The sequence below is a fragment of the Ectobacillus sp. OTK genome (assembly GCF_059698935.1).
This window is the reverse complement of the sequence record NZ_AP048547.1, coordinates 3150561-3163155: the sequence shown is the minus strand read 5'-3', so window position 1 is coordinate 3163155 and position 12595 is coordinate 3150561. Positions and strand designations below refer to the sequence as shown.

General features: G+C 35.5%; 15 protein-coding genes. 7 read left to right on the top strand and 8 right to left on the bottom strand.

Features of this window, described 5'->3' with window-relative positions; all coding sequences use genetic code 11:
* Positions 1 to 150 precede the first annotated feature (150 nt).
* Positions 151 to 2184, top strand: coding sequence for a sensor domain-containing protein (locus AC6HZ4_RS15905; RefSeq protein WP_497490584.1), 2034 nt, complete (start codon positions 151 to 153; stop codon positions 2182 to 2184).
* 49 nt (positions 2185 to 2233) lie between these two features.
* Here the strand turns inward: AC6HZ4_RS15905 and AC6HZ4_RS15900 are convergent, their stop codons facing one another.
* A complete protein-coding gene (locus AC6HZ4_RS15900; protein WP_497490583.1) occupies positions 2234 to 2803 on the bottom strand; it encodes a helix-turn-helix domain-containing protein in 570 nt (189 codons plus the stop codon).
* A 263-nt stretch (positions 2804 to 3066) separates the two neighbouring features.
* Here AC6HZ4_RS15900 and AC6HZ4_RS15895 point away from each other — a divergent pair, with 263 nt between their 5' ends.
* Together AC6HZ4_RS15895 and AC6HZ4_RS15890 are read left to right on the top strand one after the other, a co-directional pair.
* A complete protein-coding gene (locus tag AC6HZ4_RS15895; protein WP_497490582.1) occupies positions 3067 to 4254 on the top strand; it encodes an aminotransferase-like domain-containing protein in 1188 nt (395 codons plus the stop codon).
* A gap of 341 nt (positions 4255 to 4595) precedes the next feature.
* A complete protein-coding gene (locus AC6HZ4_RS15890) occupies positions 4596 to 5108 on the top strand; it encodes a CBO0543 family protein (RefSeq protein WP_497490581.1) in 513 nt (170 codons plus the stop codon).
* A gap of 68 nt (positions 5109 to 5176) precedes the next feature.
* Here the strand turns inward: AC6HZ4_RS15890 and AC6HZ4_RS15885 are convergent, their stop codons facing one another.
* Positions 5177 to 5401 carry a hypothetical protein gene (locus AC6HZ4_RS15885; RefSeq protein ID WP_497490580.1) on the bottom strand — a complete coding sequence of 75 codons (225 nt, stop codon included), beginning with the start codon at positions 5399 to 5401 and terminating at the stop codon, positions 5177 to 5179.
* Positions 5402 to 5557: 156 nt separating this feature from the next.
* Complete coding sequence (locus AC6HZ4_RS15880; protein WP_497490578.1) at positions 5558 to 6004, bottom strand: CBO0543 family protein; 447 nt, start codon at positions 6002 to 6004, stop codon at positions 5558 to 5560.
* Positions 6005 to 6270: 266 nt separating this feature from the next.
* Between AC6HZ4_RS15880 and AC6HZ4_RS15875 the strand changes: the two genes are divergently transcribed.
* Complete coding sequence (locus AC6HZ4_RS15875; RefSeq protein ID WP_497490577.1) at positions 6271 to 6699, top strand: SRPBCC family protein; 429 nt, start codon at positions 6271 to 6273, stop codon at positions 6697 to 6699.
* A complete protein-coding gene (locus AC6HZ4_RS15870) occupies positions 6700 to 7071 on the top strand; it encodes an ArsR/SmtB family transcription factor (RefSeq protein ID WP_497490576.1) in 372 nt (123 codons plus the stop codon).
* A gap of 560 nt (positions 7072 to 7631) precedes the next feature.
* On the opposite strand, the gene AC6HZ4_RS15865 is transcribed toward AC6HZ4_RS15870, so the two are convergent.
* Positions 7632 to 7946: a SlyX family protein gene (locus tag AC6HZ4_RS15865; protein WP_497490575.1), complete on the bottom strand. Its 315-nt coding sequence runs from the start codon at positions 7944 to 7946 to the stop codon at positions 7632 to 7634.
* A gap of 265 nt (positions 7947 to 8211) precedes the next feature.
* Between AC6HZ4_RS15865 and AC6HZ4_RS15860 the strand changes: the two genes are divergently transcribed.
* Together AC6HZ4_RS15860 and AC6HZ4_RS15855 are read left to right on the top strand one after the other, a co-directional pair.
* The gene (locus tag AC6HZ4_RS15860; protein WP_497490574.1) at positions 8212 to 8595 is read left to right on the top strand and encodes a CBO0543 family protein; all 384 of its coding nucleotides are present in this window, start codon (positions 8212 to 8214) and stop codon (positions 8593 to 8595) included.
* Between the two features lie 518 nt (positions 8596 to 9113).
* Positions 9114 to 9620, top strand: a complete 507-nt coding sequence (locus AC6HZ4_RS15855) for a CBO0543 family protein (protein ID WP_497490573.1) — start codon at positions 9114 to 9116, stop codon at positions 9618 to 9620.
* Between the two features lie 96 nt (positions 9621 to 9716).
* On the opposite strand, the gene AC6HZ4_RS15850 is transcribed toward AC6HZ4_RS15855, so the two are convergent.
* The 4 genes from AC6HZ4_RS15850 to AC6HZ4_RS15835 form a co-directional block, all read right to left on the bottom strand.
* Complete coding sequence (locus tag AC6HZ4_RS15850; protein ID WP_497490572.1) at positions 9717 to 10232, bottom strand: CBO0543 family protein; 516 nt, start codon at positions 10230 to 10232, stop codon at positions 9717 to 9719.
* A gap of 327 nt (positions 10233 to 10559) precedes the next feature.
* Entirely contained in the window at positions 10560 to 10865 is a 306-nt protein-coding gene (locus AC6HZ4_RS15845) for an NIPSNAP family protein (RefSeq protein ID WP_497490571.1), read from the bottom strand.
* Between the two features lie 153 nt (positions 10866 to 11018).
* Positions 11019 to 11480: a GNAT family N-acetyltransferase gene (locus AC6HZ4_RS15840; RefSeq protein WP_497490570.1), complete on the bottom strand. Its 462-nt coding sequence runs from the start codon at positions 11478 to 11480 to the stop codon at positions 11019 to 11021.
* A 358-nt stretch (positions 11481 to 11838) separates the two neighbouring features.
* Entirely contained in the window at positions 11839 to 12579 is a 741-nt protein-coding gene (locus AC6HZ4_RS15835; protein WP_497490569.1) for an SDR family NAD(P)-dependent oxidoreductase, read from the bottom strand.
* Positions 12580 to 12595 lie beyond the last annotated feature (16 nt).

Sequence of the window (12595 nt, the reverse complement as noted above, 5' to 3'; positions counted from 1 at the left end):
GGCAGTATTTCATGGGTTTTGTTATCCGATTGGCTGCTAAAAAAACATGTGCATACATTAGAATGGCTAGATACTGTAAAGGGCTGGCTCTTTATATTTTTAAGTGGTTTCCTGTTTTATAGATTAATTCAAAAAGGAATTAAGACTACTGTGGAAGCAGAAGCGAAATATCGCCTGATTGTTGAAAATGTATCTGATTTAATTGCTTTATTAGATAAGGATGGAAAGATAAAGTACGCTTCTCCTTCCCATCAAAAAATTATTGGCTATTCACCTGAAGAATGCGAAGGAAAAGCAGTTTTTGATTTTGCTCATACAAATGCTGTTTCTAAGATACAAAGGGCATTATATAATAATACGGATCAAAAAAAGTTAGATCCGGTTGAAATACATTTGAAACATAAAGATGGTCATTTAGTTTTAATCGAGGGGAAAGGTATGCCTGTTATTGGAGAATCTGGAGAAATTGAATATATAGTGTTCTTAGGCCATGATATTACAGAGCAAAAAAATGCTGTAAGAGAGCTGATGGAAAGCGAAGAACGATATCGAAAGCTTGTAGAATTTTCTCCTGAAACGATATTTGTTCATATAGATGGCGAAATTGTCTATGTCAATAATACAGGGGTAAAGTTGGCAGGAGCATATAATAGGAATGAAATTATTGGTAAACATATATTTGATTTTATTTCTCCAGATGAAATAGAGTATACAAAAAATCGTATGAGAGAAGTTCGAAGCAATGGAAAAGTAGACTTTGCTGAACAAAAAATTGTTCGAATAGATGGTACACATCTTTTTGTTGAAACATTGGCATTTCAAACTATGTATCGAGGAAAAAAAGCAGTACAAGTTATTGTGAGGGACATTACAGAACGAAAAAAAGCAGAGAGGGAAATACATTACTTAGCATATTATGATTCTTTAACAGACCTGCCTAATCGCAATTTTTTATATGATTACCTTAAACAAGCATTAATGCGTGCGAGAGAGAACAAACAAATGATAGCTGTTGTGTTTTTAGATCTAGATCGATTTAAAATAATAAATGATACGCTCGGGCATAGCTTTGGTGATCTGCTATTGCAGCAGGTATCTAATAGACTGAAGGAGTACCTCCGTGAAGATGGTATGATTTCACGTTATGGCGGCGATGAATACATTATCATATTGGAAGGTAAAAAGGTGGAGGAGTTATCCAAAATAGCAGAACAAATCATTGATACCTTATCTGTCCCATTTTCCATTTATGGTCGCCAATTGTTTATTTCACCCAGCATGGGAATAAGTATGTACCCAATGGATGGAGATAACATAGAATCACTTATTAAAAATGCAGATATTGCAATGTATCTCGCTAAAGAAAGTGGCAGAAATAACTATAAATTTTATACATCATCTTTAGACGCTATCAATAGCAGGAAAATGGATTTAGAACATGGGATAAGAAGTGCAATAGAAAATAATGAATTTACATTATATTATCAACCTCAAGTTGATCTAGTTACCAATAAGATAATTGGATTAGAGGCTTTAATACGTTGGAAACATCCTGAGCATGGGTTCATTTCTCCTGCAGAATTCATTCCTGTAGCGGAGGAAACAGGACTTATTGTCCCTATTGGTAAATGGATTCTAGAAACAGCCTGTAAGCAAAGCAAACGATGGGAGGAAAACGGCTTTCCTCCAGTTAATATTGCCGTAAATGTGTCAGCTGTGCAGTTTCGAGATAAACATTTTGTAGAAACAGTAGAGCAAGTGTTACGGGATACAAGGTTTGAAACATGCTGCTTAGAACTAGAAATTACTGAAAGTGTCATGCAATATGTAGAAGAATCCATGAACATCATGAAAGCTTTAAAGGAACTGGGCGTCCAACTCTCAGTAGATGATTTTGGCACGGGATATTCCTCGTTAAATTATTTGAAAAATTTTCCTATAGATAAATTGAAAATTGATAAGTCTTTTGTAGATGGAATCAGTAATTACTTAAAGGATGAAATTATTATAAGAACAATTATTGACCTGGGAAACCGCTTGGGATTTAAGGTAATTGCTGAAGGTGTAGAAAATGAAAAGCAAGTATCCTTTCTAATCCAAAACGAATGTTATTTAGGACAAGGGTATTTCTTTAGTAAACCATTGCCTGCAGAAGGAATAGAAGGAATGCTTAGTATTAGATGAACTCTTCTAGCTGCCTTCTCAAAATGAGTCCTATGCAATTTTCCTGATTTTAGAGAATGTGCGGAGGATTTGAATAAAAAATCGTCATACTGCATTCACAGATTTCATCGCTTAGATTTTGATATACCTGAATGATATCTGTAGAGAATGAAGTAGCATCTCCTTTCTCTAACGTATGCGTTTCGCTGCCAATTTCAATGGTTAAGCAGCCTGAATAAACTGTTAAAGATTTTATCGCCCCTATTTCAGCAGGTTCAGAGAGATATCTACAACCCGGCAATAGGCGGATCCGATAGATTTCAACCGGCAGACCGGGCGAGGCAAATGTATTGTAGGCTTCAAAAAGTCCGTTATGTTCTTGGAGCGCTGGTTGTTCCTCTGCCCGAAGAAGTTTGATAGAGGGATTTCTGCCAAAAAATGAAGCGAAGGGAACTTGTAATCCAGCTGCTATTTTCCATAGAATTGCTACAGTGGGATTAGAAGTACCGCGCTCAATTTGTCCTAACATTGGCTTACTCACACCAGTGAGTTCGGAAAGAGCATCTAAGGATAAGTGACGTTGTTGCCTGTAATATCGTAAACGTTGACCAATTTCAATTGATAAAACATTTTTCTCCATGAGAATTCTCCTCGTTTACAATGAATTATGTATAGTGAAAAAGTTTGATAATTAAGAATTTATATGCTATACAATATAGTAAGAATATTATAACATACAAACTTGAGAGATAGGTCGTTTTATTTTTCGCTTGTCCTGCTTGTATTCTCTGAGAATCTCCTGTAGATGTATAAATTAATATTCTGGACTTCCATTTTTTTGAATGAAAGTACAATATCTGTGTTTGTTTTTATATTATGAAATCAAGAAAGAAGGATGTTTAGATGAATTATTCATTTGCGGAACAAACGAAAAGTTTTAAATCATCAGCTGTAAGGGACATATTAAGCGTGATTCAACAAGGGAATGTCATTTCATTTGCAGGTGGACTTCCTTCTGAAGAGCATTTTCCTTTAGATGAGGTGCAAGCAGCATATGAAAAGGTGTTTGCGTCAGGAAAATCATCTTTACAATATGGTTTAACAGAGGGATATAAGCCGCTTAGAGAAGCAATCCAAACAAAAATGGGATGGAAGGGGATCAGTTCGAATCTAGATCGTATTCTCCTGACAACAGGATCCCAACAAACCATTGACCTCTTTTCAAGAGTCATGCTTTCTTCAGGAGACGTTGTATTAACCGAAGATCCTACCTATTTGTCAGCTTTACAGGTATTTCGCTCATATGGAGCGTCTGTAGTGGCTGTAAGCGGGGATGAACAAGGGATGAATCCTGAAGATTTAGAAGAAAAGATGAAAACATTACAGCCGAAATTTGTTTATATTATTCCTACATTCTCTAATCCAAATGGAAAGGTTTGGAGCATAGAGCGCCGTCAAACACTTTTGAACCTTTGCTATAAATACAATGTACTTGTTTTGGAGGACGATCCATATGGAGATATTCAGTTTCATGAAGGCGAGGAATACCCACCTGTAGCATCCTTTGATCAACATCAAAGCCATGTAGTGTATACAAGTACATTTTCTAAGTCTGTTGTTCCGGCTTTAAGAACAGGCTGGGTTACCGGTCCTTCTGAAGTTATTCAGATGATGACACAAGCAAAGCAGATGGCGGATTTGCATTCCAGTTCGATTGATCAACAAGCACTTTATTATTTATTGCGTGATTTTGACCTCAATAACCATATTCAAGTATTGAGAAAAGAATACTATAAACGAATGATTATCATGAGAGATTATTTACATAAGCTGGAGCCAGGATTGTTCACTTGGAAGGAACCAAAGGGCGGAATGTTTATTTGGGTAGAAGGGGCAAAGCATTTAAATACAACTCTTTTGCTGAATAAAGCCGTTGAAAATGGTGTTGCGTTTGTTCCCGGTGCGCCTTTCTACGTTGAGAAACCGGAGCTCAATACATTCCGGTTAAACTTCAGCCACTCCACACCTGAAAATATTAAGCTGGGCATGGATCGGCTGGTATCGGTTTTATTGAATCCTGTAACTGTCTAAACACTTGCCTGTTTCATGATGGATAGGGGTAAAATATTTGTGTTATGAACAAAAGACAGAGAGCTGCAGAATAAGCTCTCTGTCTTTTTGATTGGGAAAAGAAAGCTGCAGTAAGGGACGCCCCTCATATATAGCCAATCACAAATGTAACTAAACAATAGCCATTTATCTTCTGCCTAACTCCTTTAAGGTTTTATCCAGCACATGATACACTACATCCTGCTTTAAAACCTCTACCGATGAAAATTCATTAACGGAGCAATTTAGTGCAATTACTGTCCATAAAAAATTAAAAATAGGAGAATCTATAAACAAAAAGTTTTCATTTAGGATGGAAGTTTATGATGCGTTTAATATTCATTATTTTAATGTGGATAACTGCCTTTTATATAAGTGATTGGAGGGGTTGGGAAAAATTTCATTCCACTATTTTATTCATGATTGCAGGAAACTTCATGATTGGTCTTATCACTTATAATCACACTCTATGGGATTTAACCTCTGAATTAGGCGGACATGTCTTAAATGATTTTTTGCTTTCTTTCTTGTTTTTTCCGCCATCAATACTTGTATATTTTACCCATTATCCAATCAATAAAGAAGTTATTCAAAAATTATTTTATATATCCTTTTGGGCAATATTATATACATTTATAGAGGTGATAGAATATTCTTTGGACAATATCAACTATTATAATGGTTGGAGTATATGGAAATCATTTTTAGTGAATATAGGAATGTTTTTGGTTTTGACCGTGCATAATGTCAAGCCGCTTTTAGCTTATGTTCTTTTTTTCATCGAAGTAATTTTATTAATTTTAATTTGCGGTATTTCAATTGTTGAATTTAAATAATATTTCACGAACGGGTGATGTTAATATAATTACGAATCGAATACAAGAGAAGATTTTTGATCTTGAAATCAGATTATAAATAAAAGTCTGATCATATGGTTTGGTTGGAGTTTTATTTCAAGTAATTTTTCTTTCGCCTGTTTTTTTATTGCTTTGGATTTTTTAAGATTTCTACAAGAAATTTGGCCACAAGTAATGAATCCTACAGTAATTGGAGGTTTAGGAGGAGAAGGAGGCAAGCCAAATCTATTTACTTTTAACAAATTTTCGACTTGCTCGATTTCTTGTTTCATACTCCACATCATATCTTCAAGGAAATTTTCTAAATCCCCATCGCCAGCATGATTATAAAACGTTTAGCATCCAACTAGAAATTCACGATTCAATACTAATTAAAAACTCAAACATAGAGTATTGCATGCAGACTCAATAAAGAGCAGATACGTCTCCTAGCTATCAGCATGCCGTATAAAATATAGATGCCATTTTAGGAATAAACACGTAGCTGGATAGGCTGGTATTGAATACCATGTGTGCCACCCCTTGTATTGTAGAAAGCCTACCTCTACACTAATTCTCTCGATTGCCAGCCCCATGACAGTCCAGAACAGAGCATAGAGAACAAAGGGAGCTTTAGATTTAGGCATAAAGTTTAGACAGATAATTCCGTATACAGGTGTTAAGGTGATCTCAATGAAGATATCGAATACTGAAACACGTTCGCCTCCAGTATAGTCAAATAAATCAAAGGCAGCACCCAATAGCAAATCAACAGTTAAGGTGAGGAGGGCGATAATCGACCAAGAGACATACATTTCTTTTAAGGTAAGAGATTTTGGCATAAGGAAAATGATGAGAATCCCGATCAATAACAGAAAACATGGAAACCAGAACATATAGCACCTCTAAGGGGGGAGTTATTGTAATTTTGCTCAATTTCCTATTGAATTAATCAGCAGTTTCTTTTTTCGTAATAGGTTCCGGTTTATCTTTGACTAGTAGGAAACATGATGAATTTGATTTATGAAAAATGGTCATCAAATCATGAATAAAACCAAACGGATGGAGGAAAAGTAATGTTGACATGAAACCAAAAGGTGTTATATCATTGTAAATGAAACCAAAAGGTTTTATTTTTTCTTAGAAAAGGAGAGAGAATAGTATGGAAGCAAATCATACATTACAGGATATTAAGCAAACTATCGTTTTGGAAGCGCCTATTCAAAAAGTATGGGATACAGTATCAACTTCAGAAGGTATTGCATTATGGTTCATGCCAAATGATTTCCAGCCGAAAGTAGGACATGAATTTTATGTACAGTCGCCTTTTGGCCCATCCCCATGTAAAGTATTAGAAATAGATGCTCCTCATCGACTTTCTTTTGCATGGGATACAGACGGCTGGATTGTTTCGTTTATTCTACAAGAGGTGGGAGACAAGACGGAGTTTACACTTATTCATAGCGGATGGAAACACCCTGAGACGATTCTTCCGAAAGCGAACGAGAAAAGCTCTATTATTCGCGATAGAATGGAACAGGGTTGGGCAGGGATTGTCCATGAGCGGCTTCGAAAGGCTGTTGAGGGTTAAGTGTTATCATCAGCAGTAAAACATGATGTATTTCAAGCTATTGCTGACCCAACTCGTAGAGAGGTACTTCGATTACTTGCTGAAAAAGAATTACCTATTTCAGAAATCACATCCCATTTTCCTATAAGTCGTACAGCCATTGCAAAACATCTTCATATACTTTCAGAAGCAGAATTAGTCAGTGGACGAAAGGTAGGAAGAGAAAAACTTTATCGATTGCAACCAGAGCCCTTAAAAGAATTAAAACAGTGGCTTTCTTTTTACGAACAATTTTGGAATAACAAGTTGTCAATGCTTAAACATGTGGTTGAAAATGAAGCGGGAACAGGATTAAATCTTATTGAAACAAAACTCGATAAACAGGATAAATAAAACATCTTTCCACGAAAGACTTTTTTCCATGTCAATTATAATGATGCAGCTTATTAGGCTAACAGAAGCCATAGTGGGAAACAGGGCAAACTGTATCGTTCGCTCTGTTTTCTCTAATCTTTTTATGGGGTTTAAGTTTAAAACGTTGTTACCTCATACGCTTATTTCGCTTTCCCCAAGGCTTACATACAGAAATCACAAACATTGATGCCAAAGAAAAAATCTGAACCTCGATACCTGCTAATAACTGTAAATGGTTTGTCATAAAATCTGTAGATACTTCATTTGGCAGTACCAACACTTGCTTGACTTGGGAGAAGGTAATCTCTAACAGCATGAGCTGTATCAGGTGTTGTCCTACAAAAAAATGAGCATAATCCGAAGAAAATGGCACTCAAATTTCAATGAGTGCCATCATTGTTTCTATTTATCAACTTTTTAATCGCTGTTTTTTCTAAAGCAAATCTAGTGTAAAAACTTTGTGATTTGTACGGTAACAGGGTCGATGACAATGTTCTTAAAACAACTGCGGCGTATGCTTAACGAGTTGTTGCTTTCGATTAGAAACCGTCTTCGTACGGCGTAAATGGAACTCCTAACCTGTTTTCGAGGGTACGCAGACGTTGATTTAAACGATTTAAGCGGCGAGTGTGACGCTCGACTGTTTCTTGAAGCTGATTCACTTCTCTATTCAGCCGGTTTACTGTTCTAGTCAGTTCGTTATTCCGCTGCTCCAATTCACTCACCCGACGCTCCAAAGCACGCAGCTGCGGCAGCTGTCTGTGGTCGAATTGCTCTGTATGCAAATCAAATTGCGGGTGTGTATATGGATGCTGGTGTTGCACAAATGGATGAAAAGTAACGTATGGATTCATGATGTATCACTCTCCTGGATATGGGGTATTTTACCATACAGACTATGTAGGAAAGAGTAAGGGCGACACAACCAAAAAATAAAGAGATGCCGGGCCATCGGCGGTTTACAGAATTTTACTCGAAAAGAAAGCGCGGGATCAATTAAACAAGATTGCCTATAATCATTGGGTACATGATGATCTATGGAGTTTCAATTGGTGGCTTCTCCTTGTCACCACAATCGTACCTTGGGTAATCTGGTTTAAAGTGGTAGATAGAAACAGGGTGTTTGAGGTTTTTAGCTATGCAATGGGATTCGGTGTTACAGCAACCATTCTGGATGTCATGGGGGTTGATTATGAATTGTGGGGTTACCCAGATAAGCTATTTGCTTCGACTTTTACATTGTTACCTATAGATATAACGATATTACCTGTTTTATTCAGCTTGATTTATCAGTATAGTACAACATGGAAGAAATATGTTTTGTATAGCACCCTTGTTTCAGCTTTGTTTGCTTACGCTCTTGAACCACTTTTGAAAATGATGGAGATATACGAAAATCCACATTTCACACATACTATGTCCTTTTTCGGGTTTATCATTATCTGCCTGATAATAAAAGGAATAATGGAGCTTGTAAAAAGATTTAAAGCGGTTGGAACTTAGTAACCTAAATTTTATAAATGTAAATACTGTTCTTTGTTTTAATTGTTAGGAGATGTAAATAAATGGTGAACGCAATCTATGCTTTTATAGGGTTTTAGCGTGGTTACTTTCTATCGGAGTTATTGTGATTTTGTGGCATACATTTGACTTGACGTTCCTAAAGATGTCTTTAGATAAACAACAAAAATTATTCCTTATTGTGCACTGGTGAGTGAAAAATGGTTATACAAACAATGCAAGTGCATTATATTTAAATAACCTGCAAATCATTGTTAAAGGGCTGTTTTAATAAGAACCCGTTTCTTTTGTTTCTGAATCTAAAAAAATATATATAGTGAAATAAGGATTGTATGCTTATAGATATATACTTAGATATTCCATAATTTTTATTAAGAAATTTCTTGATATTTACAAACAACGATTTTACAGGATTTAACTTTCTATAAGGATGTTAATAATATTAATGATTAGGAAATCGAGTTATCGATAAGAGCCATAGAGAAAGGATAAAGTAAAAGTTGAATGTAACAATTGGAATCGTATTGATATTCATTGCTTGGCGATGGGGAGATTGGAAAAACTGGAGATGGTATTATCCGACGATTGTATATATTGTCGCTTTAAATCTTTTATATAAATACTTCGCTTTAACTAAATTTCATTTGTGGAAATTTAGTTCCGGTGATTTTTTTCTCGAGAACCATACAAGAATTTTTTTGTGGCATACATTCCTTATAAATCCCTTAATTACTTTGATTTATTTATCTAATTTTCCCAAAGGGTTGTTAGGACAAAAAGTTTTATATATTGTAAAATGGATAGCTGTTTTTACTTTATATGAAATGCTGTTATTAAAGTTCGGTCAGCTTTATTACTATCATGGATGGAATGTAGGATGGACAATATTTTTTTACATGGTTATGTTTCCAATGCTATGGCTTCACCATACAAATGTACTATGGGCAATTCCCTTATCGGTGTTTTTTACCTTGTTCTACTTAACCGTTTTTGGATACTTAAAATGAAAGTTAGTAAGGGGCGAACAGTTTAGCTCACGGGATTTTATTCCATGGGTACTTACGTTCTGCCCCATCTCCTTTTTGCTTAAGTGGTGTCAATTATTATTTCATCCCGCTTATTTTTACATCGAATGCGTTTAAAAAGAAAATAATAACAATAATCGATAATCCCCATGCTATTAATGGACGTTTATGATGGATAGGCAGCATGATGAACAAAATGATATCAAACAAAGCCGACCACCACATATTCCAACCATTAAAGTGATCGATAAGCCCAAAAACATGAAGACCTAGAAGTTCACCGAAAACATATATCATCGCCCATAACAAAATATAGAGAATCTGCTTGATTTTCTCTTTTGGAAAGTGAGATAAGTATGTAATGGCGGTAGCAGGATATATCGTTATCATAATCCATAAATTAATTAAGGTATGATTGGGAAAGAGCCAGTCTTTGCTGTAACTCCATGTTGGTTGATTATACGTTAACACGTTATACAATAAATCTCCAATGATGAAAAAAAGAATAGTTGGGTAATAGTTTTTCCAATTTTTCCAATCTCCAAATCTCCATCCAATGAATAAAAACATTGCCCCAGAAATAATGTGCATCATATGAAAAAATCCCCCTGAATCTGTATATAAGTTGTTATCTAAATACATTTTCTTTTCTGAATATTATACCAAACGGAAATCGATTCCAATAAATTTACTGAATTGTAAAATATTTGAAAACGTTTTATGTCGATGATTTTTTGTAACAATATTTTAATGTGACATATGTAAAAAGAACTCGTCTCTTATGATGCGAGTTCTTTTTACATATGTCACGGTGTCAAGTTGTGTCAGTGTCCTAATCCGTTTTCAGGAACTTGAGGTGATGGTTACGGAAGTTATAATTTACAAAAAGAAAAAGACCACAATAAAATGGTCTTTGGCTGCTTATTCAAATACAGGCCGCATGAAACTTCTTTCGTAGCTGAGAATACACTTTGTTTCTTCGGCAAACTTGTACGCTGCTTGGCATTCTTCATCCTCTGCCATTTTCAAGCGGTACTCTTCGTATGCTGTCAGGCTTGGAAATGTGAAGAGAGCATATGCTATGTTATTTGCGCCTTCATGCGGGAGGTAGTAGCCTTGATGTGTGCCTCCTAACTTATTTACCAATCGAATCCACATCTTACCGTATTGTTCAAATTCATTGACTTTGTAAGGATCAATCACATACTTCAAATAACATGTAACCATTTTAAACCTCCATAATATGTATTTGTGATGCTATGTAGCAAACCTCTCCTCATTTTGGAGAAGGGCTTGTTCTCCAATTATTACGTGGTGATCAAGAGATTCAAGATAAAAAGACCGCCGAAGATGCTGCAAAGAATTGCGATGCGGGCTGCTTTACTTTAACAAATATGACATGGGGGTAAATCTAATACCATTCACTGTCTGTTCTTTGTCTGTATCAATAAAACCAAGACGATGATAAAATTCTATTGCATATGGAGATGAATTAACTGTAATCTTGCTAATATGATTCTGGCTTTTACAACTCTCTTCAACTGTTTGAAATAAACTTCTTGCGATACCTCGCCTATGATACTCTTTTTTTACAAACAGCATGCATATATGATTAATTTCTCTAGTTGCTATTACCCCTGTTAAATTATCATTAGCTATGCATCCCCAAAAGAATAACTCTCCTTTATCAAAATTTTCAATGGTAGAATTGTATGATATAAATTTCCTGAATTGTTCAATGCCTTCTTGTGAGTAATCAGGTGCTTCGAATTCTAGAAAAACTGTCCATACTAAATCAAGGGCATTTCTGATATCATTTTTCTGCAACTTTATAATTTCCACACAAATCCACCTGCCTAATAAAATATATTACTTGGCATTTATTACTAAATTGCAGCCTATTAATGATTAGATTATATTTTCTTTTTATTGAACACTGCTTATGTCATTTATAAATTAATTTATATTGATTACAAGGCGGTGATTTAAAGGCATCTAAGGAATTGATATGTTGTTATGCCTCGTATAATGTCAGTATTGATTAGATCAATATCCTGTATGGTTACCATTTATAATATGTTTTCAAAAGGGAGAATTTCAGGAAGGTTTTATGTTAACTAATTATATAAAATATACCAAACACCCTCTTGTTGGTAAAGCAGATAAGAAGGTGTTTAACATTATGGGAAAATTTCAAACTTCAAAGTGTTTGGCCATTATCAATTGTAAAAACTTGGCCTGTGACAGATTCTTGAGTTAATTGAAAAAGAATAGCCTCTGCAATATCATCTGGTGTTGAAATTCTCTTAAGCGGTAAATTGCCCGCAAGTTGATACATCTTTTCTTCATTACCAGACCACCACCTTGTATCAACTGCACCAGGAGATATACTATTCACTCTGATATAAGGTGCCAATGCGATAGCTAATGACCTTGTCATTGTGTGAATTGCTGATTTTGTTGCTGCATATGGGATGGATGAGCCTATTCCGGTCATTCCTGCCACGCTGCCCATATTAACAATCACACCTGATTGCTGCTTCTTCATATGAGGGACAACAGCCTTTACGCAATGAAACATCCCTTTCACATTTACGCTGAAAAGGGAATCCCACACTTCATCTGTTACGGCGTCTAAGTCATCCATATCTATTTGAGCTGTAATACTTGCATTGTTTACTAAACCATCGACTGTCCCGAAAGATGTAACAGTATGGGATACTAAATCATTCACTTCTTTTTCTATCGCTACATTCGCTCTATAAGCGAATGCTGTTCCTCCTAGCTGTGTAATCTTATTAACGGCTTCGTTAGCTTCTTTTTCAGATCGGCTATAATTAATAACAACTTTTGCACCTTCAGCTGCTAATTTCAAAGCTGTTGCTCTTCCAACACCAGTACCACCGCCGGTTATTATGAACACCTTATCTCTTAATTCCATGTTAAGTCCCCCTTAC

Bases quoted from the DNA above. Each gene is read 5' to 3' on its own strand.
- AC6HZ4_RS15900 (WP_497490583.1), bottom strand. From the start codon at position 2,803: ATGGAGAAAAATGTTTTATCAATTGAAATTGGTCAACGTTTACGATAT.
- AC6HZ4_RS15895 (WP_497490582.1), top strand. From the start codon at position 3,067: ATGAATTATTCATTTGCGGAACAAACGAAAAGTTTTAAATCATCAGCT.
- AC6HZ4_RS15890 (WP_497490581.1), top strand. From the start codon at position 4,596: ATGATGCGTTTAATATTCATTATTTTAATGTGGATAACTGCCTTTTAT.
- AC6HZ4_RS15885 (WP_497490580.1), bottom strand. From the start codon at position 5,401: ATGAAACAAGAAATCGAGCAAGTCGAAAATTTGTTAAAAGTAAATAGA.
- AC6HZ4_RS15880 (WP_497490578.1), bottom strand. From the start codon at position 6,004: ATGTTCTGGTTTCCATGTTTTCTGTTATTGATCGGGATTCTCATCATT.
- AC6HZ4_RS15875 (WP_497490577.1), top strand. From the start codon at position 6,271: ATGGAAGCAAATCATACATTACAGGATATTAAGCAAACTATCGTTTTG.
- AC6HZ4_RS15865 (WP_497490575.1), bottom strand. From the start codon at position 7,946: ATGAATCCATACGTTACTTTTCATCCATTTGTGCAACACCAGCATCCA.
- AC6HZ4_RS15850 (WP_497490572.1), bottom strand. From the start codon at position 10,232: ATGATGCACATTATTTCTGGGGCAATGTTTTTATTCATTGGATGGAGA.
- AC6HZ4_RS15845 (WP_497490571.1), bottom strand. From the start codon at position 10,865: ATGGTTACATGTTATTTGAAGTATGTGATTGATCCTTACAAAGTCAAT.
- AC6HZ4_RS15835 (WP_497490569.1), bottom strand. From the start codon at position 12,579: ATGGAATTAAGAGATAAGGTGTTCATAATAACCGGCGGTGGTACTGGT.